At 56.0% G+C, this 26121-nt stretch carries 20 protein-coding genes, 4 tRNA genes and 1 pseudogene; 11 read left to right on the top strand and 14 right to left on the bottom strand.

Annotated elements, in window-relative coordinates:
* Positions 1 to 92 precede the first annotated feature (92 nt).
* The 8 genes and pseudogenes from CFI10_RS15335 (at position 93) to CFI10_RS15295 (ending at position 8379) form a co-directional block, all read left to right on the top strand.
* Positions 93 to 554 carry a C40 family peptidase gene (locus tag CFI10_RS15335; protein ID WP_206836035.1) on the top strand — a complete coding sequence of 154 codons (462 nt, stop codon included), beginning with the start codon at positions 93 to 95 and terminating at the stop codon, positions 552 to 554.
* 516 nt (positions 555 to 1070) lie between these two features.
* Complete coding sequence (locus CFI10_RS15330; RefSeq protein WP_206836031.1) at positions 1071 to 2045, top strand: ABC transporter substrate-binding protein; 975 nt, start codon at positions 1071 to 1073, stop codon at positions 2043 to 2045.
* Positions 2029 to 4820 (top strand): annotated as a pseudogene (locus CFI10_RS15325) (bifunctional diguanylate cyclase/phosphodiesterase). The gene CFI10_RS15330 and the pseudogene CFI10_RS15325 overlap by 17 nt, the downstream one beginning before the upstream one ends.
* 78 nt (positions 4821 to 4898) lie before the next feature.
* Positions 4899 to 4986: transfer RNA gene (locus CFI10_RS15315), tRNA-Ser, on the top strand.
* Positions 4987 to 5009: 23 nt separating this feature from the next.
* A tRNA-Asn gene (locus tag CFI10_RS15310) sits at positions 5010 to 5085 on the top strand.
* 44 nt (positions 5086 to 5129) lie between these two features.
* Positions 5130 to 5205 (top strand) — tRNA-Lys (locus CFI10_RS15305).
* Between the two features lie 15 nt (positions 5206 to 5220).
* A tRNA-Lys gene (locus CFI10_RS15300) sits at positions 5221 to 5296 on the top strand.
* A gap of 239 nt (positions 5297 to 5535) precedes the next feature.
* Positions 5536 to 8379 carry a transporter substrate-binding domain-containing diguanylate cyclase gene (locus tag CFI10_RS15295; RefSeq protein ID WP_206835979.1) on the top strand — a complete coding sequence of 948 codons (2844 nt, stop codon included), beginning with the start codon at positions 5536 to 5538 and terminating at the stop codon, positions 8377 to 8379.
* Positions 8380 to 8496: 117 nt separating this feature from the next.
* Here the strand turns inward: CFI10_RS15295 and CFI10_RS15290 are convergent, their stop codons facing one another.
* The 4 genes from CFI10_RS15290 to CFI10_RS15275 all read right to left on the bottom strand — a co-directional run bounded on the left by CFI10_RS15290 (position 8497) and on the right by CFI10_RS15275 (position 12283).
* Positions 8497 to 9483, bottom strand: coding sequence for a TRAP transporter substrate-binding protein (locus CFI10_RS15290; protein WP_242530201.1), 987 nt, complete (start codon positions 9481 to 9483; stop codon positions 8497 to 8499).
* A 104-nt stretch (positions 9484 to 9587) separates the two neighbouring features.
* Positions 9588 to 10796, bottom strand: coding sequence for an NAD(P)/FAD-dependent oxidoreductase (locus CFI10_RS15285; protein ID WP_206835977.1), 1209 nt, complete (start codon positions 10794 to 10796; stop codon positions 9588 to 9590).
* Positions 10797 to 10820: 24 nt separating this feature from the next.
* Positions 10821 to 11141, bottom strand: a complete 321-nt coding sequence (locus CFI10_RS15280) for a 2Fe-2S iron-sulfur cluster-binding protein (RefSeq protein ID WP_206835973.1) — start codon at positions 11139 to 11141, stop codon at positions 10821 to 10823.
* Between the two features lie 2 nt (positions 11142 to 11143).
* The gene (locus CFI10_RS15275; RefSeq protein WP_206835970.1) at positions 11144 to 12283 is read right to left on the bottom strand and encodes an aromatic ring-hydroxylating dioxygenase subunit alpha; all 1140 of its coding nucleotides are present in this window, start codon (positions 12281 to 12283) and stop codon (positions 11144 to 11146) included.
* Positions 12284 to 12469: 186 nt separating this feature from the next.
* On the opposite strand from CFI10_RS15275, the gene CFI10_RS15270 reads away from it, so the two are divergent.
* A complete protein-coding gene (locus CFI10_RS15270) occupies positions 12470 to 13249 on the top strand; it encodes a helix-turn-helix transcriptional regulator (protein ID WP_091827297.1) in 780 nt (259 codons plus the stop codon).
* A 30-nt stretch (positions 13250 to 13279) separates the two neighbouring features.
* Here CFI10_RS15270 and CFI10_RS15265 read toward each other — a convergent pair whose 3' ends face one another.
* The 5 genes from CFI10_RS15265 to greB all read right to left on the bottom strand — a co-directional run bounded on the left by CFI10_RS15265 (position 13280) and on the right by greB (position 21052).
* Entirely contained in the window at positions 13280 to 14353 is a 1074-nt protein-coding gene (locus tag CFI10_RS15265) for a sensor histidine kinase (protein WP_206835967.1), read from the bottom strand.
* Complete coding sequence (locus CFI10_RS15260) at positions 14340 to 15533, bottom strand: response regulator (protein ID WP_206835964.1); 1194 nt, start codon at positions 15531 to 15533, stop codon at positions 14340 to 14342. Before CFI10_RS15260 ends, CFI10_RS15265 begins: the two co-directional genes overlap by 14 nt.
* Positions 15517 to 15654 carry a hypothetical protein gene (locus CFI10_RS15255; protein ID WP_206835960.1) on the bottom strand — a complete coding sequence of 46 codons (138 nt, stop codon included), beginning with the start codon at positions 15652 to 15654 and terminating at the stop codon, positions 15517 to 15519. Before CFI10_RS15255 ends, CFI10_RS15260 begins: the two co-directional genes overlap by 17 nt.
* A 20-nt stretch (positions 15655 to 15674) precedes the next feature.
* Positions 15675 to 20390: a PAS domain S-box protein gene (locus CFI10_RS15250; RefSeq protein WP_206835956.1), complete on the bottom strand. Its 4716-nt coding sequence runs from the start codon at positions 20388 to 20390 to the stop codon at positions 15675 to 15677.
* 161 nt (positions 20391 to 20551) lie between these two features.
* Positions 20552 to 21052: a transcription elongation factor GreB gene (greB, locus tag CFI10_RS15245; RefSeq protein ID WP_206835952.1), complete on the bottom strand. Its 501-nt coding sequence runs from the start codon at positions 21050 to 21052 to the stop codon at positions 20552 to 20554.
* Positions 21053 to 21125: 73 nt separating this feature from the next.
* Here greB and CFI10_RS15240 point away from each other — a divergent pair, with 73 nt between their 5' ends.
* Together CFI10_RS15240 and CFI10_RS15235 are read left to right on the top strand one after the other, a co-directional pair.
* A complete protein-coding gene (locus CFI10_RS15240) occupies positions 21126 to 21557 on the top strand; it encodes a hypothetical protein (RefSeq protein ID WP_206835949.1) in 432 nt (143 codons plus the stop codon).
* 56 nt (positions 21558 to 21613) lie between these two features.
* Positions 21614 to 22528, top strand: a complete 915-nt coding sequence (locus CFI10_RS15235; protein WP_206835946.1) for a DMT family transporter — start codon at positions 21614 to 21616, stop codon at positions 22526 to 22528.
* Here CFI10_RS15235 and CFI10_RS15230 read toward each other — a convergent pair.
* The 5 genes from CFI10_RS15230 to dapE are packed head-to-tail and all read right to left on the bottom strand — an operon-like array spanning position 22496 to position 26098.
* On the bottom strand, positions 22496 to 23470 hold the full coding sequence (locus CFI10_RS15230) for a zinc transporter ZntB (protein ID WP_206835942.1): 975 nt from the start codon (positions 23468 to 23470) through the stop codon (positions 22496 to 22498). The genes CFI10_RS15235 and CFI10_RS15230 overlap by 33 nt on opposite strands.
* Before the next feature lie 13 nt (positions 23471 to 23483).
* Complete coding sequence (locus tag CFI10_RS15225) at positions 23484 to 23876, bottom strand: hypothetical protein (RefSeq protein ID WP_206835940.1); 393 nt, start codon at positions 23874 to 23876, stop codon at positions 23484 to 23486.
* Complete coding sequence (locus CFI10_RS15220; RefSeq protein ID WP_206835936.1) at positions 23848 to 24135, bottom strand: hypothetical protein; 288 nt, start codon at positions 24133 to 24135, stop codon at positions 23848 to 23850. The genes CFI10_RS15225 and CFI10_RS15220 overlap by 29 nt, the downstream gene beginning before the upstream one ends.
* A complete protein-coding gene (locus CFI10_RS15215) occupies positions 24132 to 24959 on the bottom strand; it encodes a putative RNA methyltransferase (RefSeq protein WP_206835933.1) in 828 nt (275 codons plus the stop codon). The genes CFI10_RS15220 and CFI10_RS15215 overlap by 4 nt, the downstream gene beginning before the upstream one ends.
* Complete coding sequence (dapE, locus tag CFI10_RS15210) at positions 24956 to 26098, bottom strand: succinyl-diaminopimelate desuccinylase (RefSeq protein WP_206835930.1); 1143 nt, start codon at positions 26096 to 26098, stop codon at positions 24956 to 24958. The genes CFI10_RS15215 and dapE overlap by 4 nt, the downstream gene beginning before the upstream one ends.
* Positions 26099 to 26121: the final 23 nt, after the last annotated feature.

Genomic DNA, 26121 nt, shown 5'->3' with positions numbered 1-26121 from the left:
GCGTGATAGAGCTGCACTGAAGCGGGTTATTGGCTTGACCTTGAATGCCTTGAGTGGTTAAACATTAAACATGAATACTTCAGGAGACGGTCATGCCACGCTCACTTACGTTGCTGACACTCATGGCGCTGCTGCTGGCGGGTTGCAGCAGCGCTCCGCGTTATGGCCATACGCCCGTTGATCTGCATCATCCACAGCGACAGCAACTCCTTGACCACTACAGCCAGTGGGCAGGTACCCCCTATCGTTACGGTGGCCAGGACCGTTCAGGTGTGGACTGTTCCGGCTTTATCCAGCGGGTCTATGCAGATCTAAATGGCACCCAGTTGCCCCGTACAACCGAAAAACAGGCCCGTATAGGTTCTCCGGTAAAGCGGCATCAGCTGCAACCGGCTGATCTGGTATTTTTCAAGACTGGCTGGAAGCAGCGACATGCCGGCATCTATATCGGCAATGGCGAATTTATCCACGCGTCTACCAGTCGTGGCGTGATGATCTCGCGGCTGGATAACCCATACTGGGAAGACGCGTGGTGGATGGCGCGGCGTCCCTGAGGAACATTCTGGACTTTCATCCTCAGCCCATACAGGTTTCATGCACAGGCCCAAGGAGGGGTGTTTTATGATCCTGTCTGGGTGTGAATAAAAATCATGCTCTACTTCAGATAAAGCGTTAACTTAACGGAATTGGTGCCTGGATTGGGGTTGACAAAACAGGCCTGAGGAAAACCATCCCTATCTCGATCAAGAATTGTACGCTTTTGAAATATCTTTTATTTACAGATAGTTATTGTTTTGTTTTGCACACTTTCCCGAACTTATCCATGAGGTTTTGCACAGAATATGTGAGCAAAACGGATCAGGTTATCAACCGCATCGAAAAGGCTTGTGGATTGTGAATACTTTAGTGCATAACATGTATGCATGAAGGCAATTCGACTCGGGTCTCTAGAGTAATTCACAGGGTATGGAACTTTGGTATCGAGCATCCCGTTTTGGTTCCGGCAGCGAGGACTTGGCTACCCGGTTGCGGTAAACTGTCGTCATATTTAGTCATGGAGAGTTGCCGGGATGCGGCTTAAGAGACGACTGCAAACACTGTGCCTGCTGCTGATCCCCTTTCTGGTGACAGCAGGCTGTCTGTCACCCCCTCCATCCCCCGTCAAACTGGGTACAAACCTCTGGCCCGGTTATGAGCCGCTTTATCTTGCACGCGAACAGGGCTATCTGTCGGGAGATAGCGTCGCGTTGGTTGAGCTCTTGTCGGCCAGTGAGGTCATGCGTGCCTACCGCAACGGTGCCATTGACGCGGCAGCGCTGACACTGGATGAAGTGATCAGTCTACGTGAAGCTGGCCTGAAGCCGGTGATTGTGCAGGTGGCGGACATATCCAACGGGGCTGACGTCATTCTGGCGCGTCCAGGTTTTAAGCAGATACAAGATCTGAGTGGCAAGCGTGTCGGGGTAGAGGCGACGGCACTGGGTGCCTACATGCTGTCACGTGCGCTTGCATTGCATGGGATGAGCGCCACGGATGTAGAGATTGTTCATCTTGAAGTTAACGAACACCATGAAGCTTGGCTCAAAGGCCAGGTGGATGCGGTGGTGACGTTTGAACCCGTTCGTCAACAGTTGTTGGCGCAGGGGGCGGTCATACTGTTTGACTCTTCAATGATTCCAGGAGAAGTGGTGGATTTGCTGGTAGTGCGTGAGTCACTGCTGAAATCCCACCGCAGGCAGATCCATCATCTTATAGATGCCTGGCATCGGGCGCTGGAATATCTGCACCAGTCGCCAGAGGCGGCGGCCGAGGTGATGACGGCCCGTATTGGCGGTTCGGCCGCTGAAGTACTCAGAAGCCTGCAACAACTGGAACAGCCGGGCCCGAAACGCTCCTCAGTCCTGATGAGCGGCAAGCCTTCTGAGCTGCAAAAGCAGGCAGAAGCGCTGGCAAGGCTGATGCTTGAGCAGGGACTGATGCAACAGTTGCCTGACCTGTCAGGGCTGGTCTACGCGGATTATCCGAGCTATGAAACTGATCACTGAGTTGCCGCTGCGGCGTATCATTCCGGTTACCATCGTGCTGTTTGCACTTCTGATGCTGGTACTGGCCTTCGGTCTGATCAAACCCTATCTGGGCCAGCTTCTGCATCAGAACATGGAAGACGGCCTGCGTTATACGCTGAATAGGCTGCAGGGGACGACCGAATACATGCTCGGTAGAGGTGATCTGGAAGGTGTCAAACGTGAAGTGGCCGCCAGCAGCGCCCATCGTGAAGTCAAATACCTGCTGGTGACCGACCCTCAGGGCCAAGTAATTGCATCCAGTCGTATTGCTCAGGTGGGAAACCCCCTGAGCAGCCTCCACCTGCATTTTGATCCGGAGCTGATTGCTCAGGCGATCAGCTCTCGACAGCCTGTATATCAACACCAGAGTGTGGGGGAAAATACCCTCTATGGCTTGATGCCCTATATCTACTTTGATGAGCAATCTTCCCTGCAGGACAACTGGGGCCTGGTGCTGGTTGAGCTGGATCTTGAGCGTTCCATGGCGCCCCTGTTGCATCGGCTGGATCGTCTGTTCGTGTGGGTGGCACTGGCAGTCGTGCTGTTGGCGGGACTTGCCTGGGTGCTGATTGAACGGGCGGTGAGTCGGCGTTTGTTGCTGATTACCAATACGGCGGCTGCGTTGGCCGCTGACGAGCTGGGGCAGCGTACGGGCCTCAAGGGGCGTGATGAGTTGAGCCTGATCGGGCAGGCCATCGACAAAATGGCGGCACGGCTTGAGCAAAGCCGGGGGCAACTGCTGCAGGCCAATCGGCAGATGGAAAATATCCTGCGCTTTATTCCCTCCATGGTGTACATCAAGGACCCCAAGGGGTTCTATCGCATGGTCAACGAGCGATTTATCGAGACCCTGGGCAAGCCTGATGAAACCGGCACTACCGTGTTCGATCTGGTTCCCGAGCCCTGGGCCGGCGAAATTGCAAAGCGTGATCGCGAGGTGGTGCAAACAGGCAAGGCGATGCAGTTCCAGGCGAGTTTCCCGGTAAACGGTGAGATGCACAACTGGTTCATGGTCAAGTTTCCGCTGGTGGCCGAGGACGGTGTCCCCTACGCCCTGTGCACCGTTGCCACCGATGTGACGGAGCAGGAGAGGAACGAGAATCTGGCGCGTATCGCCCAGCGCATCTTCGAACACACGGCCGAAGGCATCATGATCACCGATGCCGACAATCGCATAGTGGACGTAAACCAGTCGCTGCTGGAGATGACCGGCTATAAGCGTGATGAGTTGCTGGGGCAGTGCCCTTCAATTCAGAAATCGGAACATCAGGACGCGGCGTTCTACGTCCGCATGTGGCAGGACATCCAGCGCAATGGCAAGTGGAACGGTGAATTGTGGAACCGGCGTGCCGACAAAACGGTCTATCCGGTGCGTCTGTCGATCAGTACCATCCTCAACCGCAAGGGAGAGCTGGATGGCTATTTTGGCATTTTCCAAGATATTACCGAAGAGAAAAACGCTGAGCGCAATCTGCACCAGCTCGCCTATCACGATACCCTGACCGGTCTGTACAACCGCACCGAATTCATGCGCCGAGTGACAGAGGCGCTGCGCCGGGGCAAGCGCTACGGTGAAACCTTTGGTCTTTTGTTTATTGATCTGGACCTGTTCAAGGAAGTCAACGATACCCATGGTCATGCCGTGGGCGACCAGCTGTTGTGTCAGGTGGCCGAGCGGCTCAAGGGCTGTCTGCGTGAGTCGGACAGTGCCTTCCGTCTGGGAGGGGACGAGTTCACCGTACTGCTGCCGCAGCCGGAAGGGGATGACAGCCTGGCCGCGGTCGCCGACAAGCTGATTGAGCAGCTGAAAACCCCGTTCAGAGTCGAAAGGCATGATGTGCGCATCGGCTCCAGTATCGGCATCGTCAGTTATCCGCGTGATGGCGAGGATCAGGACACTCTGGTCGGCCATGCCGATGCCGCCATGTATTTTGCCAAAGAGCAGGGGCGAGGGCGCTACGCGTTCTTCGATCCGCAAATCAATGCTCGTAACCAGCGCAATATGCGCATCAAAACTGGGTTGAACGAAGCGCTTGAGCGTGACGAGCTGTATCTGGTCTATCAGCCCAAGGTACTGCCTGGCGGCGCAGTCTGCGGCTACGAGGCATTGATGCGCTGGCACAGCCATGAGTTGGGGCTGGTATCGCCGGCCGAGTTCATTCCCATTGCGAAGCCAGCCAGGCGCTGGAGTCGATGACGGTCTGGCTGTTGCATCAGGTGGGGCGAGACCTGCAACAAACGCCGCTGAACGGCCTTCAGGTCGCTATCAACCTGTCGCCACGCCAGTTCCAGAGTGGCAGCTGGGTGGATGCACTGCGTGAGGTTTTGGAAGAGTACCACCTTGGGCCAGAGCAGTTCTGTATCGAAGTAACGGAGAGCGCACTGGTGGAAAGCTTCAACACCACTGTGGCGCAGCTCTCCGAGGTGCAGGCACTCGGTGTTGAAGTGGCGATTGATGACTTTGGTACCGGTTACTCATCACTGGAGTACCTCAAGCGCTTGCCGATTGACTACCTCAAGATTGATCGCTCTTTCGTACGTGATATTGGTACCGATGCTGATGACAGGATTATTGTGCAAACCATCATCCTGCTGGCCCACTCGTTGGGGTTGAAGGTGGTGGCCGAAGGAGTTGAAACAGCCGAACAGGTGGAATTCCTTGGGCAGCAGGCCTGCGATGAACTGCAGGGCTATCTGTTTGCTCCACCGCGAAGGCTTGAAGATCTGGGCGATACAGCCGTAAAAAGGCAGTGAATTCGGTAACTTGCAAAATAATTTGGCCTTCGCGCTTGACACTTCGGCGCAGGACTGTAAAATCTGCGCCCATCCTTTGGAGGGATGGCTGAGTGGTCGAAAGCACCGGTCTTGAAAACCGACGGGTCGAGAGGCCCCCAGGGTTCGAATCCCTGTCCCTCCGCCATTAAGGATGATGATTTGGACAGTTCCTCGATAGCTCAGTTGGTAGAGCAGTAGACTGTTAATCTATTGGTCGCTGGTTCGAGTCCAGCTCGAGGAGCCAAATCATTATGACCTTGCCTGTCTGGCATGGTCACTGCAAAGAGCGGGTCGTTAGCTCAGTTGGTAGAGCAGTTGGCTTTTAACCAATTGGTCATAGGTTCAAGTCCTATACGACCCACCACTCTTCGCTGCCGGAGGGTCGTTAGCTCAGTTGGTAGAGCAGTTGGCTTTTAACCAATTGGTCATAGGTTCAAGTCCTATACGACCCACCATTTCCGGATTCCTTTCTGATCCAAGCCATCGTTTTTCCTGCCAAAGCCGTTATCATGTTCAGAGCGTGATTGGCATATGCCTTTGCATGTCTAATTTTGTTGTGCTGTTCACATCATAGTGGCTGTTTTATCCGCTAACGGCTCCATAACCACAGGTTGCCTGGTGTGAATAAGAGGCTGTGGCATCAATAATGGATTTTATGAAGCCCTTTCAACTTCATTTTGCTGTGCTCATAACAATGGCTCTGTGCCTGTTGACGATCCAGGTCAGGGCGGAGCCTGAGCACTCTCCGGTCAGCATCGGCATTGTTGCTGACAATGCACCCTATTCAAGCCTTGGGCCCGGCGGCCTGCGTGGTTTCTCCATTGATATCCTCGAAGAATTGAGTCGCACCCGTGGTGTTGAGTTTGAGTATCGCGTCGGGAGTTGGTCGGAAATCTATGGCGCTTTTTTGCGTGGTGAGCTGGATGCGGTAGATGAGATTTCATGGCGCGAAGACCGAGCTGACAAAATGTTGTTCACTCGGCCTTACCATCTGCGCCATACCGTTATCATGCATGATGAAAATCGACCGCTGCCCACCATCGAGGCGCTGTCCGACCTGAAGGGATATCGGATTGGCACTCTGACTGATATTTATTACGCAGGCATCTTGAAAGAGTCCGGTCTTGAGGTTGTGGAATATGGCTTGCAGCCGGATCTGGTACGTGCATTGGCCTTTGGCTGGGTTGATGCGATTATCGGCCCGGAAGTGACATTGCGCTACATGGCTCGCCAGCAGGGGTTTGTGAATATCGAGCCCTTGGCTGCAGCACCCTTGGGTGGGCAGGAAACGGAAGATTTCAGAATTGCCGTTCACCTGGATCAGCCCCAGCTGTACCAGAGGCTTGATGAAGGACTGGCGGCCATCGACCCGCACTGGATTGAAGCCTTGCGCGAACGCTGGCAGGAGTTCGGCGGCAAGGCTTTGGATAACAAGGCCTTGAAGCTTACGCCGGCCCAGCAGCTGACAGTGCGTCAACAGGCCCCTCTGAGAGTGGGGCTTATGAGCGATTACGCGCCACTGAGTTTTGAGGATGGTGGGCGCGTACAGGGACTCTCGGTGGACATCCTGACACGCGTGATGGATTTGACCGGCTTGCAGGCAACACCTGTGGTTGATCAATGGAGCGTCTTGATTGAATTGTTTCAACAAGGTGAAATAGATGTCATCGCGAATATCTCCGATCTGAAAGAACGCAGAAGCTTCACGCGTTTCACACAACCTTACCACCACGTGCCTATCGTGGTTTTTACCCGCAAGCCTGGCTTCCGCCTGAACTCGCCCGATGATTTCCGTGGTCAGAAAGTCGCCATCAGTACCGGCATCTTCTACGAACGCAAGGTACGTGATCTGGCGTCTGAAGGGGTCATTAGCTTTGACAATCAGGCCTCCATGTTCCGGGCTTTGGCCTCCGGCACGGTGGATCTGGTACTGGCTGCCCTTCCAAACGGCAATCATTGGGTACGTGAATTGGGCCTTACAGATGTCCGCATCGCCGGTGAGCTGAGCCTGCCCGATGTGAGTGGCGAGGATCTGCGCTTCGGCTTGCGTCCCGAGCTTGAGCCACTGGTTCCGATCATCGATGCGGCCCTTGCCGCCATTACGCCAACGGAAATGCGAACTATCGAGAACCGCTGGTTGGGTGCACAGCTTGAGACCAACTCGGCGTTTACGGGGCTAAGTGCTGCAGAACAGGATTTTCTTGAAACACGCAGCAACGGTCTCAGCTACTGCATTCATCCTGACTGGATGCCGCTTGAGGGGCTGGATAGCAAAGGTCAGCACCAGGGGCTTTCAGCCACACTGTTGGATATCTTTAGCCACCGCTCAGGGGTGACCTTTAATTTGCGTCCGACCCGGAGTTGGAGGGATTCCCTCGCGGCGTTGAAGCAGGGGCAATGTGATCTGGTGCCGCTTATTGGACGATCAGAGGGGCAGTCTGAAGGGCTTGCCCTCACTTCTGCATTTTACACATTGCCAAGCATTGTACTTGGTCGCATTGAGGCCCCCTTTATCGGCAGTCTGAGTGATATTGACCAGCACCCGATCGCAATTGTGCGCGATTCACCATTGTTGTCAGAGTTGCGTCGAAGCTACCCGGGTCTGAACCTGATAGAAGTAGACAATGAAACGGAAGGGGTGCAAGGGCTGCAGCGTGGGGAGTGGTATGGTTACATCAGCACCTTGGCAACGGCCAGTCAGAAGCTGCAGGACCTTGGGCTGGCTGATATTCGTGTTATTGGCCGTGTCCCCATGGATCTTGAGCTAGCCCTGGCGACCTCGGCGGCTGATCAACATCTGGGTACGCTGATGCAAAAGCTGGTATCAAGCCTGAGCAGTGAAGACCTGCATCGAATGGACAGTGAGTGGCGTACCGTCAGGCTCCAGCAGAGGGTGGACTACTCCCTGTTGTGGCAGATTCTGTCGGTAACAGCCATTGTTCTGTTTATGCTGTTTTACTGGAATCGCAAGCTGGGTGCCCTCAACCGGGAGTTGGCAGCTGCCAACGAACGACTTGCTGTTACAAGTACAACGGATGAGCTGACCGGCCTCGGAAATCGAACCAGTTTTGAGCAACACTATGAAGCCTGTTACCAGGTATGTCAGCGCAATGGCTTGTCGTTTATGGTGGCCATGGTGGATGCCGATCACTTCAAACAGGTCAATGACCGGTTTGGACATGCTGTGGGAGATGAGTGCCTGCGTGCAATTAGCCGTACCATGCGTGAACACTTCCGGCGCGAAACCGATTATCTGATTCGCTTTGGCGGGGAAGAGTTCGTTATTTTTGCAGTGGCCAATTCGCCTGCTGATGCCGCTGAGCGGCTGGAAACACTCAGGCGCGGAATTGAGCAACTGCGAGTGCCAACCTCTGATGGTCAGGAAGTTCGTGTGAGTGTCAGCATCGGTTATTGCCGACTGGTGCCCGAAATAGGGCAGCGCTCTGAACAGTGGCTGCGCATGGCAGACCGAGCGGTTTACGAAGCCAAGCGCAAGGGACGCAATTGTGTTGTTGATGCGGGAAAGGATGTTGTCTAGAGCGGGCGCGGTGCGGGTCTTGGGCTTTGGTCAAACCGGGCTTGCGTGACTAAGCTTCGATTCAAACAACCTTTCACGAAAGCCCCCTCCCGTGCAATCAGGAGGGGGCTGAGGTGTTTAATTGCTGGTGGCAGTACCCTGCATTTTTTGTTTAAGCTCCAATGCCAGGTGACGCAAATGTTCTAATGCTTCTGCCGCGTCCGGATGATCACGCTCGACCTTTTTGCTCCAAGCCTGGTCCATACCTGATGTCGCTTGCTGAATCTCCTTCATTAGTGGATCGTTGGCATCGACAAAATGTATATTCACACCTTCTTTCTTTGCCATTTCAATACCTTCTCGGTCAGACTGATCCCAGGCCTTACCGGCCATGGCTGACAGGCGTGCCCCGGATACTGACATGATTGCTTCACGATCTTCAGGGCTCAGGCTATCCATGAAATCTTCATTGGCAATGATTGCAAAGCTGCCCAGATAAAGTCCTCCGGGCAGCAGTGTCAGGTGGGACGATACTTCGGCCAAGCGAAAATCACGTTGACTGGCTGCCGGCATGAATACACCGTCCACGATGCCCTGTTGCATCATCTCGTACACCTTGGGGCCAGGTGCCGCAACTGGCGTGATCCCCAGACGCTTGCCCAACTCCTGTTGAACACCACCGCCAAGACGGATTTTGGCACCTTTGAGATCACTCATGGAGTTGATCGGCTTGCGGCTGTGGATCTGGCCCGGGCCATGAGTAAACAGTCCCATCAGGACAAGCCCCTGGTGTTCAGGTGAGTCTGAAAAATAGCGGTTATAGGTCTCCCAATAGGCTTGTGACGCCAGTTCAGCGTTGACACCCAGGCCGGGCAGCTCAACCATTTCTGATAGTTGGAATCGACCGGGAACATAGCCGTGAAAACTCCATGCGGCGTCCGCCACACCATCTTCCACCATTGAAAAATAGGTACTTTGATCTCCCAGATTATACTCTAGCTTTACTTTGACCCGGCCTTCCGTTGCCTCCTCCACCCAACTCGCCCATGTCGGCAGAACTACACTGTTCTGAACATGGCCAGGAGGACCCGCGGTTGCAAAGTGAAGTGTGACCGGTTCTGCCATGACCGGCAGGCAGATGGAACAGGCAAGCAGTGCAATCTTGGTGCGTTTGAATGTCAGCATAGGTGCATCCTTTTTATTGTTATCTCGTGATGAAATTGCTGGAATCAGGCGATACATTGGCTCAATGGAATGTTGATATCCTCCGCTTTTGGGATGTCGATTTGGGTTTCCGTCATGATCATTTTCTTGGCTTGCAAAAAGTCCGCCGGTCGATTGATTGCATCGCATGCAACCAGTCGGCCCTGTTTGAGATAAAGCCAGCTGCGCGCCTGAGTATCTTGACCACGCGCGATCAGCTGGTCGTAATCCGGATTCAGACCTGCAATTTGCAGGCGTGCTTCGTACTGCGTTGACCAGAACCAGGGAACAGCTGGCTCGGGTATTGGTTGCCCGGTCAGCTGTGCCAGGATGGTCTGAGCGTGGGCGCTGGTGTTTTGAACCGACTCCAACCGCAGGTTACGGTTGTAAAGGGGGCTGAACTGAACAGCACAGTCACCGCCAGCAAGGATGGCGGGGTCAGAGGTGCGACAGCATTGATCGATCACAATGCCGTTGTCACATTCAAGGCCTGCCTGCTGTGCAAGTGAAACCTCCGGGACTACCCCGATCCCCACCACAACCTGATCCGCGGCCAACACTTCCCCATTTGTCAGACGTACCGCCTCAATCGCTTGCTGGCCCATAAAGTTCTCCACACCGACACCCGTGCGGATATCAACGCCATGATTCTGATGCAGCTGCATGAAACAGTCGGACACCTCAGGAGCTACCACGCGTCCAAGAATCCGTTCGCCGGCTTCCAGAACCGTCACGTCCATGCTGCTTTGACGTGCAGCAGCTGCTATCTCCAGTCCGATAAAACCGCCACCGATCACGGCTAGACGTTTGCCGGGCTGCAGTGCGCCGCGCAACTGTCTGGCGTCAGACAGGGTCTTGAGGTAATGAATACCTGTCAGCTCATGACCGGGGATATCCAGCCGACGCGGCGTTGTCCCTGTAGCCAGAACCAGTTGGTCGTACGGTATGAGGTGGCCGTTGGCCACCACGGTTTTCTGCTGTCGATCAATTTCACTGACTCGGGTATTGAGTTGACAGGTGAAGCGCGGGTCGTCCCAGACGTGTTGTGCAACCAGTGCCAGTCCCTCCTCTGTCAGTTCACCCTTGAGGTACTCCTTGGACAGGACCGGGCGGTTGCAGGGCAGCGAGTCTTCTGCGCTGAGCAGTGTCACTCGACCGTCAAAACCCTGCCTGTACAGCCCCGTAATCAAGGCGGCAGCCAGATGCCCACCGCCCACAATAACCAGATGTTGCATACCGACTCTCCCGAAAGTTAAGGCTCAACATTCAGCCGGCACAATGCGCAGGCTAAGACCATCCATCTCTTGGCTCAGGCGCAGTTGGCAGCTCAGGCGTGAGCCTGATGTACGCTCATCCAGTGCGTCCAGCAGTGCCTCTTCTTCCGGTTGGGCTGTACCCAGCAAGGGTTGCCAGTCGCTCTCCAGTACGATGTGACAGGTGCCGCAGGCACAGCAGCCGCCACAGATGCCTTCAACGCCTGAGGATTGATCCCGCAGCAGTTCCATCAGGCTGCTGCCGGGATCGGCCTGCAACCGCTGCTGATGGCCGTTGGCATCGGTCACATGGATTTGGATGCTCATGTTTACACCTCTACTGCTGTATTGATGGCAGGCTGTGACTGAACTGCCCCTGGTGCGGAGTGCTGACTGCGTTCAGCCTCGGCACGGCGCTTGAGGTAACGACGCATGGCTACGCTGGCAATATCGGACTTTACTGAAATTTCAAAGAACTCATCTTCAGGTGACATATTGCTGAGCAGCTCTTCCATCGCTTCCAGTCCCACAATGTCTTCATGGAAGGCAGCCATTAGTTGTTGGTGCATGAAGTCGGTGATGCTGTCGTCCTCGGGGGCAAAATTGCGCCCATGAACAACGAAGTAATGGGTAGAAGTCGCGGTCTCGGGCGTGGGAATATGGGCCGTCTTGATACGGGTATCGGGTCGCTCAGACTCAGGCAGGGCGATGTCATAAAACTGAGCATGCACGATATGCAGTGCCGGTGACACGAAATCTGACGTGGTGATCCGTGCCGCATCCCGTCCTTCAAGGCCGGTGGGCTTGGCCCAAACCGGTGGCAACCGTGTGGGTACCACGTAGCGCTTGAGGATAAAACGATCTTCGCTGATTTCGGTATCAAACTCGGCGGCGGCATAGTCGGGTGTACCGAAGGTATTGGCATGCAGGAAGCTCAGATGGGTCAGATCAAGCAGGTTTTCATGCAGGTACACGTAGCTGGCCTTAAGAGGCATGTAGTCGCAGGAGGTGATCCAACCCTGGTCCAGCATCGGCATGGCGGGAATCTGTTTCGGATCAGCTTGATCAGGCTCACCCATCCAGATCCAGACAACGGGCCCTTGCTCGACAAGTGGATAGCTGCGGATCGATATGCCGGCGCAGTTGCACTGTGATGGCACCTCGACACAGCTGCCGCTGGCATCATAGCGCAGACCATGATATCCACAGACAATGGTGTCACCTTCAAGACTGCTGCGTGATAGAGGGAAGGAGCGATGGCCGCAACGGTTATCCAGCGCCACGGGCTCGCCGTTTTCCTGACGGTACAAAACCAGCTGACGACCCAGAATGGTGCGAGCCTTAAGTTCCCGCCCAATCTCATGACCAAGGGCGGCCACATACCACTCGTTGAAGATGAACGGGGTTTGTCGATTGGCCAGTGTCTTGCCAGCGGCCTGAGCTGCTCGCTGTACTTTGGTAAGAGCCATAAGGCATCCCTCCGAGTTTTTATTCTTGTTTAAACGTGGTTTCAGGCTACTCGGGCGGGGAGGGCCCGGCACTCACAGGATCTTGTGAGCTGTACTCGAAATTGTGGCAACTGCATGTAATACTCGGATCAAGGTGTCCGCCAGAGATACCATGCATAACAAGAACAGGGCCCTGGAGGTCTGACAATGAACCCGACAACCGTACAACACAGCCTGGCTAGCCTTGTGGGTGAGATTGGCCGTCAGGGGTTTGAACACCGCCTGATGCAGTGCATGCATGAACTGACCGGTGCCGACCATTGTGTTCTGATCAGTTATGATGCCAGCCGTACAGCGCCCATAACGCTGTTTTCATCTGGAGCCATCGATCAGCCACTGGCACAGGAATGCCGCCGCCTGTACGACGAGGTCTATTACGAGCGCGACCCGAACCGGGCCTTACTGGATGCCGGTGCACATGAACCCTCAACACAACTTCTCACGCTACGCCCGGAAGAGTTGAGTGACCCGGAGTATCGTCGTACCCTGATTGAGCGCTGTGGCATCCGTGAAAAACTGGCGTTTATAGGCCATGGCCGCGAGCAAGCTTATTGCCTGAACCTGTACCGGCTCAAATCGCGCCAGCGTAAAGGTCTACTGATGGGAGCTCTACAGGACAACACGGCACTGATAGCCGCCACACTGGAGCGTCATATCAGTCTTTCGACGGAGGCCCAGGTCAGATTTGATCTGCCGTGGGTTAGAGCACGGCTGTCGCGCAGCTGCGGTGATCGCTTAACCCAGAGAGAGATGGATGTGGCCTGCAGAATAGTGTTGGGCTATAGCTCGGAAGCCATTGGACTGGATTTGGGTGTGAGCGTAAATACCGTGCTCTCACACCGCAAGAACCTCTATGAAAAGTTGGGTATTGGAACGCAGAATCAACTGTTTGCCATTGTGACCGAAGGGCGCTGTGCTTGGGTATGAGCTTGATTTGATGCGAGGTTACCAATCTGATCAAGCATCGCGGTGATCATCCAGAATTAATCGCGCTCGAGTAAAGTCAAAGTCATGCAGAGCACTGCGTAAACGGATGGCATCAGTCCCCAAGTAATTTTCCAGCGCAGCCGCATGGCGCCGGGCCAGTTCCAGGCAGCTGAAATCCTCAAGCAGCAGTCGTTGCTGCAGATCTGCCATCAGTAGCTCAATGCTGGTGCCGGCACCGGGCAGAGGACGCCGACGCGGGGGGAGGACCTCGGCAATGCTGGCCTGATGGCCACTGTCGTCACGGACTGATAGGTTTTTTTGCCCGGACCAATGTTCAGTGCAGGAATGTTCGGCTGTTTGGGCGGGCCTGAGCTGTACTGTAAACCAGAAAGCCGCACCCGGTGATTGTGGTGTGATTATACCGGCATCACCGTTCATCAGCTGAGCAAGCAGCCGTGCAATGCGCAGGCCAATACCCTTTTTTTGATTTTCGCTGCTGCCGGCCTCGAGTGTTTTCTCACTGTTGCGAAACAGTGCCATGCCCAGCCCCGGTGGCAGTCCGCTGCCGGTATCCTCAAGAATAAAATGTAGACGAATACTTTTGCGGTTACGTGCGGCCATTCTCACCTGCAGACGGATCTCACCCTGCTGGGTGAATTTGATGGCATTGTCGATGAAACAGTTAATCAACTGCTTTAGGCGCGAGGCGTCGCCGTTAAGTGTGGCCGGGATTCGCTCATCTGTGGTGAGCGTGAACTCCACGGCACGCTTGCCCAGACGTGTGATCACGTCTTGAGTCACGTCGTCAAGCAGGGATTTGAGCTGGAAGTTGGCGGGGACCAGTTCCAGTGTACCCTGTTCCAGCCGTGACAGATCGAGCAGGTTGTTGACGCTGTGCATCAGCTGTCGGCTGGTGCTCTGGATGTTGACCAGATACTGGCGTTGCTGTTCGGAGTCAGCCTGAGCAAGCGCCAGGTGAGTCAGCCCCAGTATGGCATTGATGGGCGTGCGCAACTGGTGGCTGACACCGGAGAGAAACTCACTCTGAACGTGTGTCAGGTCGATCGAATTGCTTGCTGCTGTGTTGGCTTCAGGTTTTTGCATGTTGATCACCCTGAACAATTTTCTGGCATCCCACCTTCACCGCATCCTGTATTTTGCTGATCAGAGTCGCCTTGTTGTAGGGCTTGACGATATAGTCTGACGCCCCTTTGCTGATGCACTCCAGTACGGTTTCACGCTGGTTCTGACCGCTTATAATGATGATCGGGACCGCTGCTGTCACTGGATCGGTCTTGATCTGTCGCGTGGCTTCGATGCCGTCCATGCCCGGCATCAGAATATCCATCAGGATCAGATCCGGGCGCTTGTGCTGAATTTGATCCAGTGCCGCTTCGCCACTAGTGGCAAAACTGAGACTGTAGTGCTCGCTGGTAAGAATGCTGCTGAGCACCTGACGCTGGAAGTCATCATCATCCACCACCAGTACATGGCCGTTATGGATGCGGCGGTTAACAAAGATGGTGCTGGCCTCATCCTCCATCCGGTTCAGCGAGTCGATGAACGTACGCGACAGCTGCTTGATTTCACGGAAGCTGCTGACCGAGTGCTCGATACCACCGCGTACGCTTGAAAAGGCCTGTTGTGAAGGCAGGCCGGCTGTACCCGTGGCCGCTTGATCCAGTACTCGATTGACCAGATGATCGTAGTGGTTAAGGGTTTCCGACAGCAGGTGAATCAAGCTGGACAGCTGGGTGTCCACTTGTTGGCTGTAGCCTTGTCCCTGCTTGCTGTGCTGCTCAAACACCTGCTGCAGTTTTCCGATATTTTGCTGCTGGCGTACCAGCACTCGGTCGTTTTCCTGCGCATTAAAGTTGTGACGCAGATCGGTCATCGACTGGTGTACCGACATGGCCAGCCGAAACGGGTCATAGGTCAGGGGCCAGAACACAATATAGTCGGTGAACCGGTCGCTGTTGCACAGATCATAGGCGTGTTTGACCTCACGCTTGTTGCACAGGGCAATGACGCGGTGTGGCTTTTGGGCCGGATTCTGGTCCTTGTCCTTTGGGTACAGCCGGTCATACACCTGCTCACACTTGTCCAGCTGGTCATAGCCCAGAATGATTACATCCGGGTTATGCTGGCGGTAGGCGTGCAAAACGCCTTCCATATCCTCGGGGATGATCAGCCGGTCAAATTCCGCCAGTTGGGTCTGTACAATCTCGCTGGTGCTCTTGTTATCAGATGCCACCAAAATGACGGGATTATTGTGTGTGGTCATGCTCTGGCTCCTCAACAGGTGGCATGGCGCCAACGCCGCCATCGAACTCATGCACCTCACACGATTGGTGGCTCATCAGGTGACGGATAAACGGGTCGTCATCAATAATAAAAACTCGCATTGTTGATTCCTGCAGGCCGATTAGAGATGATCCAGCGTATTGGCAACAGCAGCATCAGTTTCAGAGTACAGTTCCTCAAAACACTGCATCAGAGTGCTTATCTCGTCGTGATCATGGGCACGGCAAGCCATCTCCATATCTGCGCATAAATCGCCCAGCGGCAGTGCACCGATGGAGCGTGACGACGATTTGAAGCGGTGTGCCACTGAACTCATGGTGCCGGTATCCTGGGCTTCAAAGGCTTGACGCAATTCTTCGATCAGGGGAGCTGACGAACTTCGCCAGATAGTCAGGAACTCTCGTAACAGCGCGGGATCGGAACCGACCAGTTCGCGCAGAATATCCAGATTCAGGGTGTCCACTGCATTGTTGTTGACTGCTGCCGTGTCAGGTGCATCTGTCTTGGGATCAGAGGGAGCACTTCGCAGCCATTGCTCCAGGGTTTGTTTCAGGTGCTCCAACTTGACCGGCTTGACCAGGTAGGCGTCCATACCCTGATCCAGTGCCCGATTGGATTCTCCGCGCAGAGCGTTGGCGGTCAGGGCAATGATCGGCATGTGCCGATCGGCGGGTTCCTGCGTGCGGATGGCTGCAGCCAGACTGTAGCCATCCATTCGTGGCATGTGCAGGTCGGTCAGCAGCAAGGCATAGCGGCCCTTTTGCCACAGTTCCAGCGCTTTGATGCCATCATCGGCCACCTCGGCGGTATAACCCAGCAACGCGAGCTGCTGCAGAATCACCAGCTGGTTTACGCGGTCATCCTCTGCCACCAGAATCAGTGTGCCTTCTGCACGGGCATCGCCAATAGAGAGGGCTTCAGAGCCGTCGGGCAGATTATCCGCTGTGCTTGGCATGGCACTTGGTGAGGCCTTGCCGGCGGCAACCGCTACGGCGTTGATAAACTCCGCCCGGCTCAGGGCATCCATATCCAGACTCACCGTGGTGGGGGTGGTGATGCGTCCGCGTCGGCGCAGGCCGTGGGCCAGTTGCAGATAGTGGACCCGTTTCGGCAACGGTTCGGATTCACCGGGGCTCTGGTCACTGATCAGGATGCAGGGCTGACCTGTCTGCTCAATCCGTGTCGGCGCATCACTGGTCTGTTGCAGAAGTACAACATCGGCTCCGGAGTACTCCAGGTAGCGGCATAAGTCGTCGTTGTTGTAATCACGGCTTTCAACCAGCAGGCAGCGTACCCCCTCTAGCCCGGGCAACGGGGCCTCATCTTCCGGCGGTGCCGCCGGGTGCATTGACAGACCGAGAATAAATACCGTACCCACATCGGGTTCACTGATCAGTCGAATGCCGCCGCCCATCAGGTCCACAAGGTGTTTACAGATCACCAGTCCAAGGCCAGTTCCGCCAAAACGGCGCGTGGTCGAGCTTTCTGCCTGGGTAAAGGGCGCAAACAGCAGTTTTTGCTGCTCGGCACTGATACCGATGCCGTTGTCCGCCACGCGAACCTTGAGCTGCAGCGGATCTTCGCCGCTGAAGCCAACGCGCACGGATACTCGCCCCTTGATACCGTCACGGCCGGAGCAGAACTTGATGCCATTGCCGATCAGGTTGTACAGCAGCTGGCGCAGCCGGACCGGGTCCGACAGGACCCAGCCGGGCAGCTCGGGGTCAATGAACAGAGACAAGTCTACATTGCGCTGGTGCGCCACCGGGACCAGTGAGGTGCACAGGCTTTCGATCAACTCCACTAGATTGAAGGGCTGAGACTCCAGCTCCAGTCGCCCCGCCTCGATCTTGGAAAAGTCCAGAATATCGTCGATCAGGGTCAGTAGGCTGTTGGCTGAGTTGCGGACAGTTCCCAGCAGACGGGCCTGATGCTCGTCGAGCTGACTGTTTTCAAGCACTTCAATCAATCCGACCACGCCATTCATAGGGGTGCGAATTTCATGGCTCATGGTGGCCAGGAAGGTGGACTTGGCGTTGTTGGCGTGCTCTGCCTCATCTCGAGCCAGGGTCAGTGCATCAATCATGGCCTTCTGTCCACTCACATCGTGCAAGGTACCGGCAAACATGGTCTGACCGTTGATCTGATATTCGCTAACTGCCAGTTCCAGTGGTATCAGGTGACCATCCTTGTGCTGGCCAACCACTTCACGGCTGGTGCCGATGAAATGAGGCTCCCGTGTTTCCATGTAACGGGCCAGGTAACCATCATGGCGGCTGCGGTCCGGGTCTGGCATCAACGTGGAAACGTTTTGACCGATTAGCTCATCCGGTCGGTAACCGAATATGGACTCTACTGCCGGGTTGGCACTGTTGATCAACCCTTTGTTGTCGATGGTAATCACGCACTCCATCAGATTGTTGAGCAGAGTGTTCAGCTCGGTTTCCTTGGCCTGAATGGCGTGGTTCTTGAACTGAATTTCCTTCACCTGTTGATTGAGCAATTTGTTCATCTGCTCAAGCTGTTCGGTCGATTCATGACGTTCAGTGGTGTCATGTGCCGAGGCAAAGATTAGCCCGTTGGGCTGGGGCAAGGCGCGCCACTCGATCCAGCGATAGGTGCCGTCACGGCAGCGGTAGCGGTTCTCGAAGTGGAGTGCCAGCTTGCCCGCTTCAAGCCCGCTGATCTCTTGTCGTGTCACTTCCAGGTCATCAGGGTGAACCAGATTGATGAACGGCTGGCTCAACAATTCATCCTCGCTCCAGCCCAACGTTTCCTTGAAGGCAGGATTGATGCGGCGGAAATAGCCTCTGGTATCGGCGATACAGAGTAGATCCAGTGAAACAGTAAAGAAGCGCTCAAAGTCCTCTTCTGCTTTCAGGCGGGCACTGATGTCCTGCAGCATGCAGAGTACGGCAGAATGGCCGTCAAATTCGCAGCTGACAGCAGTGAGTTCAGCAATGAAGGGGCGCCCGTGGAGGGTGCGGCAGTTGACTCGGTCGAGGCGAAGCGGCTCGAAGCTGGCCTCCGCCTGCTGCAAGACAAGTCGTGCCTGCAGTTGATCACCGCTCTCAATCAGCTGCATGGCTGGAGTGTCCAACAGCGCCTGGCGAGAGTCTGCATCCATCAGCGCGATGGCAGCGTTGTTTACATGGATCGGCTTGCCATGGTGAATGATCAATTTGGCAAACGGTGAGGTTTCAAACAGCTGGCGGTAGCGTGTCTCACTGGATCTCAGCTCAGTTTCAGCCTCGAGGCGTCGGTTCAGCTCGCGATTCAAGTCACGGGTACGACGCCGGACAGTGAGCTGTGTGGCCAGATCACGTTCGGCCATGCTGAGCGTTGTGTAGGCAGCCAAAAGCGCGCTCAGGATGGAAAACAGGAAATAGAGACGCTCAACTCCACTGGCACCGGCGGTGTACAGAGGTGTGAGCAGGGCAAAGTCCAGTTGCCAGTTGCGCCCGCCCGTTTGCAGCAGGTTGGTACGAAAGATGCTGCTTTTTGGAGGCATTCGATCAATCAGAGCCTGCGGACGTTCAGGGTCGGTAACATCACTGATGCGTACGGCCAGGTTGCGATTTCCGGCCTGCCGCAGCAAAGGAGCAAACAGCTGGTTGATATCAAACACGCCTACAACAACACCAAGGTGCCGGGAAGGGCGGTTATGTTCAGCCGATGTAATGACCGGTTGGAATGCGAGGAGGGCGTTGACCCCCGTTCTGATCAGTGGCGACGCACGGGAAAGCTGAAGCTGTCCGGTTTCCAGAGCTTTAGCAATTACGTGGCGTCGCTGGGGATCCCAGCCGTGGTCAAGTCCCAGTATGTCTTTGCCCAGTGCAGGAGGAGTGCTGTAGAACACCGGGAAATACTGGCTGCGTGCCAGTGCTTCGATATACGTGACTTGCGGGTTGAGGTCGCCGACGGGCTCCATAAATGGCCGTCCCAGCTGCTGTTCGAAACGTTCGCGTGCTGCAGCCGATACTCGCGGAGCCCAGTCAATACTGATCAGGGCAGGGTCCTGATTAAGCCATGCGGCAAACTGACTGAACTCTTTTTCAGTCAGTTCAGGCCGAGCCTGGATCAGTTGTGCCATAGCCTCGAGATTATCGAGATCGTTGTTGATCGATACAAAATAAAGCTGACTGAACCGATCCAGGCTGGCGTTGATGTTGGACTCGGCTTCGCGCGTTTGGAAATGAGACAACAGGAGGTAACCACCCCCGAGCAGAACCGCCATGCCAAGAAGTGGTAAGGCGGTTCTGAATCTGCCAATGCGATGACTGGCTTCGTGTGCACGCGTGCGCCCAAGTACCAGTAGTGTAAGTGGTGCAAACAGCAAAACACCAAGGGTATCGCCACTCCACCAGATCAACCATTCGCTCAGAGCTGTGTCCAGACTGAGTTGTTCGGTGGCCAACCTTGTCATGACCCCAAGGCTGGGTGCGGTAAGGCATGCCAGGGGGCCTGCCAGCAACAGAAACCTGAGGATGTCAGCGTCACGTACCAGTGTGCTGCTGCGTCTGAGCAGTGTGCGTGTTAGACGATAACCGAAATAGGCCTGCAAGGTGGCCGCAAACGCATTGGGAATCGCTGAAAGCAGAGAGTTCAAACTGAGTTCAAGATAAAGATCAGTCAACAGTGCGGCGATGAAAATCGGGAAGATGGCGCCATGGCGGTAGACCAGCAACATGCCCACACCCACACCCGCTGCTGGCCAGACTGACATGGCATATTCGGTTGTGAACCCCAGCTGCAGGGTCAGGACGCTGACCAGGAGGTAGATCAGTGTGAGCCAGAGTGTCCTGAGCAGCATCGATGTGTGAGGCGCAATCGGCATCAGCATTCCAGTGTCCAATATTAATATGTATATATTTTACAACATTTATAGCGGTCCTCAGTATCACTTATGGCATGTCGCTGGAGTACCATTGCACTCACAGTCTGTTTTAGCTGGGTTTACACGCCTGATGTGTGTTTGAAGTGTAGGCGTATTTTGGCTCACTTATACTCAATCGTTACGACCTCCAGCCAGAGTTCATCCTGATCAACCCGCTCGATGGTCACGTCATCGCCCACCTGTTTCTTGAGCAGCTGCCGTGCCAGTGGTGCATCAATGCTGATATAACCTTTGGCCGGGTCGATTTCATCTGCGCCGACAATACGGTAGCGACGCGTGTTGTCATCCTCATCGGCCAACGTGACCCAGGCGCCGAAGAAAATTCGGCTGGTGTCGTCAGGGGCGCGATCCACCACCTTGATGTGTTCCAGCCGCTTCGACAGGTAGCGGACGCGACGGTCGATCTCGCGCAGCTGTTTCTTGCCGTAGATGTATTCAGCGTTTTCGGAACGGTCACCCTGGGCAGCAGCCTCTTTTACGGCCTGCGTAACCTCGGGGCGTTTGACCTTCCACAAGTATTTCAGCTCGTTATTGAGGCGCTCATAGCCCTCCAGCGTGATGTAGGGCGAGCTTTTGGGTTGTGCCGGACGCCAGCGTGCCATGTTTTTTCCCTGATATTGAAGAAAAGGTAAAGGATTACAGTCGCTTGCCGATAATACCAGCTCAGGCGGAGGCATGATGCAGACAGATCCTATCCAGACACGAATTGAGAACTATACGGCCTCACTGCCACAGGCAGTGCAGTCGCCCAATGGTGCCCAGTTTGCGTTTCTGCTCAGTCTGATTGCATCCAACCAGGAAATCTATCGCCCGCAGGCATCGGTTCAGCCCGGCAGCGGCTTCGAGTTGCCTCCGGCAGCGCCGTTGAGCTATCCCGATCTGAATGAGCTGCACACGCCGGAAGTGGTGTCGCGGCTTAATCATTCCATCAATGATCATATTCCCGGCGACTACGCCTATCTGGTGAGCCGGCTGGACACCCAGGCCCGGACACCCCGTGCGCAGGCACTGCGGTCAGACCGTTTTGAGCAGGTCGCCCTGTATGCCGCCAGTGAACTGGCCGGTACCATCGAGACCGCACGCCATACCTTGACCGCAACGGCCTGACAGGCCAAGCGCAATATGTTTTCCTAGTCGGTTTGTGTCTGCAAGGATCATAACCCATGTCGGAAAAATCACAGTCGCGGGCCATGCTGCTTGGACTCAGTGCCGTTTTGCTCTGGTCCACGGTGGCGACGGCGTTCAAGCTCTCGTTACAGGTCATGACGCCGTTGCAGCTGCTGGCCTGGTCCGGCCTGTTCTCCACATTGGTACTGGCAGCCTGCGTAAGCTGGCAGAAGCGCTGGCGTGAGTTGCTGCAGCAGTGGCGCAAGCGTCCCGGCCTCTATCTGCTGTTGGGGGCACTGAATCCGGCACTGTACTATCTGGTGCTGTTTAAGGCCTATGATCTATTGCCGGCGCAACAAGCTCAGGCCCTGAATTACACCTGGGCGCTGACCCTGTCACTGCTGGCTGTGCCGCTACTGAAGCAGAAGCTGCAGCGTTTAGATCTGCTGGCCATGACACTGGGATACTTTGGCGCACTGGTGATCGCGACCCGAGGGCAGCTGTTAGCACTTCAGTTTGACAGTACGCTCGGAGTGGCGCTGGCATTGGGCAGCACTCTGATCTGGGCACTGTACTGGATTCTCAATGCGCGGGCCGAGAGTTCTCCTGCGGTCAGCTTGTTGCTCTGCTTTCTCTGCGGAACGCCGCTGGTATGGGGGTTGATGCTGTGGCAAGGCGAAGTGCAGTGGCCCGGCACGCAGGGCATTCTCGGGGCGCTTTGGGTCGGGGTGTTCGAGATGGGGCTGACGTTCATGCTCTGGCTGGGCGCACTGCGTGCCGCGACTCATGTCAGCCGGGTGTCCAACCTGATATTCCTGTCGCCCTTTCTGTCGCTGGTGTTTATCTACTTGCTGTTACACGAGCCTATTGCCCCGGCAACCTTCATTGGCCTGGGGCTGATCGTTACGGCAGTGGTGGTGCAGCAGCGCGCTCGGCGTTCAGAGCCAGCGCCAACGCCGGAACAGGATTAACAGGCCGCCGACCAGCAGGCCCAGCAACAGCAGGAAAATCAGGAAGGCATAATCGTTATCAGCACCTGGAATACCGCCTACGTTGATCCCCAGAAGCCCGGTGAGAAAGCCCAGAGGCAGGAATACCGCTGATATGATCGACAGTACATACATGCGCAGGTTGAGCTGTTCACCTTGCTGGCTGGCCAGCTCTTCCTGTGCCATGGCGGCACGCTCACGAATGATGTCCAGATCCTCTATGTGGCGCAGCAGCTGATCACTGATTTCACGCAGTTCCAGCTTCATTTCAGTGGTAAACCAGCTCAGGCGTTCGCTGAGCATCTGGTTGAAGGCGTCCCGCTGAGGGGCAAAGTAACGCCGCAGGGTAACGGTCTGGCGGCGCAGACTGCGCACGGCCTGGCGCATCTCGCTGCCGGGTTGGGTCAGCAGGTCCAGCTCAAGGTCTGACAGTTGCTCTTCAAGTTCTTCAACCGTCACTCCCATCCGCTCCACCAGCAGTTCGCTGAGGCGAATGACCAACTCGGCGCTGCTGCGAGGGCCTTCCCCCTGCTCGAACAGCGCCAGCAGCTTAGCGACGGACATCAAACGGCGTTTGCGGGTTGATACCACCAGTCGCGCCCCGACGCAGAGGCGAATCGAGACCATATCTTCGGGATCGGCCCCCGGGTTGGTATTCACACCGCGCAGCGCGAGCAGAAGGTGTTCATCCAGAATGGCGGCGCGGGGGCGGGTGTTTTCGGCCAGCAGGGCGTCGATGGCCAGCTCCGGCAGGCCACTGTCCTGTTCCAGCCACTGGCGCGTGGAGTCGAGGGTGTAGTCCAGATGCAGCCAGAGAATGCCATCTTCTGGCTGCCAACGTTCCAGCTCCTCGGAGGAAAGAGAACGGGCGCCGCCCCGTCCATCGAGGATCAGTGCGTGCAGTGTTTCGCGGGCGGGTGTCATGGCTGTTTTCCTGTCAGTCGGTGCGCCAGGTAATTTTGTTTATTTCACCCCCTTCGATTTTCCACCATTCGTCCGGGTCGTCACCATCCTGCCATCCAGAAACGATGCAACGAACCTGGGTGTCCAGTGCGGCGGCGACTTCATGGGCACAGTCAACGTCACGTATCCAGGGGGTGGCATCGGAGCGGAACCAGACGCTGATCCAGGCTTTGCCAACCGCCTTTTCATGGATCATGACCGGAATGCGCTGACCGCTGAAAATGGCTGTGAGTGAGTGCGTGCCGCCGACACTGTTGTGTGATTCAACATTGTCGGCCCGATCGCGCAGCCACTGCAGTATCTGTTCCAGGGAACGGTTCTTGATATAGATCTCAATGTCAGGGTGGCGGATCTCGGTGCTGCTCATCGTCGTCGTCCAGAATGTGCCAGATGCGCAGAACGCTCAGGCTTAGGTAACCAATAAGGGCGAGTATGCTGCCAGCGATGGTCAGGATCAAGCCGGCCAGTGCCAGCAATTCTGCCTTGAGCCCGGGTGGGAGGCTGTATTGGGCCATGCTGATGCCACCGACGCCACAAAAGAACAGCCCGGCTCCACTGAGCAGCAGGCGCAGGTTGCCTCGGGAGTTCTGTGCCCGCTGGCGAAGCCAGTCCTTGAGTCGACTCATCGCTTGCGTAACAGGCTCAGTCTGAAATCGGCCTGTTCGGTCAGAGCGGAGCAGGCGGCAATGCGCTCACGGGCGGCGCTGTTCAGGCGCTGGCCGTGTGGTGTCATCGCCAGCAGGTCCTGCACCGCCTCGGCGTTGTCGAGCCTGAACTCGAACGCCAGCCTTTCCAGTGCGACGGGCTCGAACTGTTGCGCCAGTGCCTGCTCAGGGCTGAAGCCCGAACTGTCACGAACTTGTTCATAGATCAAACCGCGCAGGGCACGCAGGTGCTCAGGGCCGGGGTAGACCACCAACATGAGACCACCCGGTTTGAGAACACGAGCGGTGGGTTCCGGCAGCAGGCGGCCGAAGATCAGACTGGCCATGTCGACCGATTCATCGGCCAGCGGGATATCCGCGCCAGTGGCGACCATCCAGAGAATATCGGGGTTGCGTCGGCTGGCGGTGCGTACCGCCGGTTTGGAAATATCCAGCCCGGCCACGTTCAGTTTCAACTGGCGCTGCAGTTGATCGGTGTACCAGCCCTCGCCACAGCCAAGATCCAGAAGTTTTCCGGCCTGAGTTGTCTGCACATAAGGCTGCAGCAGATCAATAATGGCCTGTGCCAGCGGGGCATAGTGCCCCGCCTGCAGGAAGCGCTGTCGTGCCTGCACCATGTCGGCACTGTCGCCCGGCTCCTTGCTGCGTTTGCGCTGCGGCAGCAGCAAGTTCCAGTACCCCTGACGGGCGCGGTCAAAGCTGTGGTTGTGTTCACAGCCAAGCCGTTGTTCCTGCTGTTGCAGGGGCGACTTGCATACCGGGCAGATCAGCGCAAATGTACTCATGCCTGAACCAGCAGCCGAGCCAGAATGTTTTCGTACAGGTGCGACAGATCATCCAGATCGCTGGCCCGTACACGCTCGTTGATCTTGTGGATGGTGGCGTTGCAGGGCCCCAACTCCAGTACCTGAGCCCCGGTGGGTGCAATAAAACGACCATCAGAGGTGCCGCCGGAGGTGGACAGCTCGGTTTCGTAACCCATTACAGAGCGGATTGACTCCCGTGCCGCATCCACCAGACTGCCGGCAGCGGTGAGGAAGGGGTTGCCGGACAGAATCCAGTCGATATCCCACTCAAGGCCATGCCGGTCGAGGATCTCGCGCACACGCACCTTCAGTTCATCGGCGGTCACTTCAGTGGAGAAGCGGAAGTTGAAAGCAATATCCACATGGCCGGGAACCACGTTGGTGGCACCGGTGCCGGCATTGATATTTGAGATCTGGAAACTGGTGGGCGGGAAGAATTCATTGCCTTCGTCCCAAACGGTGGCTGCCAGCTCCGCCAGTGCCGGAGCGGCTTCGTGGATCGGATTGCGCACAAGATGCGGGTAGGCCACATGGCCCTGAATGCCACGTACCTTCAACGTGCCGCTGAGTGAACCGCGGCGACCGTTTTTGATCACATCACCCACTTTTTCCGTGCTGGAAGGCTCGCCGACGATGCACCAGTCGATCTTCTCGTTGCGTGCTTCCAGATGGTCGATCACGCGGGTGGTACCGTTAATGAAGGGGCCTTCTTCGTCGCTGGTGATCAGCAGGGCGATGGAGCCCTGATGGTCCGGGTGGTTGGCGACAAAGCGCTCCACGGCGGTAACAAAGGCGGCCAGGCTGCCTTTCATGTCCGCCGCGCCACGACCGCAGAGATAACCTTCCTCGATGCGCGGCTCGAAGGGCGGAAACTGCCACTGCTCTTCGGGGCCGGAGGGCACCACATCGGTATGCCCGGCAAAGCAGAACAGAGGGCCTGAATCACCACGGCGAGCCCAGAGGTTGGTCACCTCTTCAAACGGCAGTCTCTCGATACGAAAGCCGAGTTTTTCCAGCCGGCTGATCATCAGTTCCTGACAGCCATCATCCTCGGGGGTGACGGAGCGGCGGCTGATCAGCTCCATGGCCAGATCCAGCGTAGGGGAGGTCGAAGTCATGTTGAATCCTGCGGCTTGAAAAC

This window comes from Marinobacterium iners, from assembly GCF_017310015.1.
Classification (GTDB): Bacteria; Pseudomonadota; Gammaproteobacteria; order Pseudomonadales; family Balneatricaceae; genus Marinobacterium; species Marinobacterium iners.
Note: the sequence above shows the minus strand (reverse complement) of the source record. Positions and strands in the feature narration are given on the sequence as shown.

Coding starts and splice junctions, on each gene's coding strand:
- CFI10_RS15335 (WP_206836035.1), top strand. CDS start 93: ATGCCACGCTCACTTACGTTGCTGACACTCATGGCGCTGCTGCTGGCG.
- CFI10_RS15330 (WP_206836031.1), top strand. CDS start 1,071: ATGCGGCTTAAGAGACGACTGCAAACACTGTGCCTGCTGCTGATCCCC.
- CFI10_RS15295 (WP_206835979.1), top strand. CDS start 5,536: ATGGCTCTGTGCCTGTTGACGATCCAGGTCAGGGCGGAGCCTGAGCAC.
- CFI10_RS15290 (WP_242530201.1), bottom strand. CDS start 9,483: ATGGCAGAACCGGTCACACTTCACTTTGCAACCGCGGGTCCTCCTGGC.
- CFI10_RS15285 (WP_206835977.1), bottom strand. CDS start 10,796: ATGCAACATCTGGTTATTGTGGGCGGTGGGCATCTGGCTGCCGCCTTG.
- CFI10_RS15280 (WP_206835973.1), bottom strand. CDS start 11,141: ATGAGCATCCAAATCCATGTGACCGATGCCAACGGCCATCAGCAGCGG.
- CFI10_RS15275 (WP_206835970.1), bottom strand. CDS start 12,283: ATGGCTCTTACCAAAGTACAGCGAGCAGCTCAGGCCGCTGGCAAGACA.
- CFI10_RS15270 (WP_091827297.1), top strand. CDS start 12,470: ATGAACCCGACAACCGTACAACACAGCCTGGCTAGCCTTGTGGGTGAG.
- CFI10_RS15265 (WP_206835967.1), bottom strand. CDS start 14,353: ATGCAAAAACCTGAAGCCAACACAGCAGCAAGCAATTCGATCGACCTG.
- CFI10_RS15260 (WP_206835964.1), bottom strand. CDS start 15,533: ATGACCACACACAATAATCCCGTCATTTTGGTGGCATCTGATAACAAG.
- CFI10_RS15255 (WP_206835960.1), bottom strand. CDS start 15,654: ATGCGAGTTTTTATTATTGATGACGACCCGTTTATCCGTCACCTGATG.
- CFI10_RS15250 (WP_206835956.1), bottom strand. CDS start 20,390: ATGCCGATTGCGCCTCACACATCGATGCTGCTCAGGACACTCTGGCTC.
- greB (WP_206835952.1), bottom strand. CDS start 21,052: ATGGCACGCTGGCGTCCGGCACAACCCAAAAGCTCGCCCTACATCACG.
- CFI10_RS15240 (WP_206835949.1), top strand. CDS start 21,126: ATGATGCAGACAGATCCTATCCAGACACGAATTGAGAACTATACGGCC.
- CFI10_RS15235 (WP_206835946.1), top strand. CDS start 21,614: ATGTCGGAAAAATCACAGTCGCGGGCCATGCTGCTTGGACTCAGTGCC.
- CFI10_RS15230 (WP_206835942.1), bottom strand. CDS start 23,470: ATGACACCCGCCCGCGAAACACTGCACGCACTGATCCTCGATGGACGG.
- CFI10_RS15225 (WP_206835940.1), bottom strand. CDS start 23,876: ATGAGCAGCACCGAGATCCGCCACCCTGACATTGAGATCTATATCAAG.
- CFI10_RS15220 (WP_206835936.1), bottom strand. CDS start 24,135: ATGAGTCGACTCAAGGACTGGCTTCGCCAGCGGGCACAGAACTCCCGA.
- CFI10_RS15215 (WP_206835933.1), bottom strand. CDS start 24,959: ATGAGTACATTTGCGCTGATCTGCCCGGTATGCAAGTCGCCCCTGCAA.
- dapE (WP_206835930.1), bottom strand. CDS start 26,098: ATGACTTCGACCTCCCCTACGCTGGATCTGGCCATGGAGCTGATCAGC.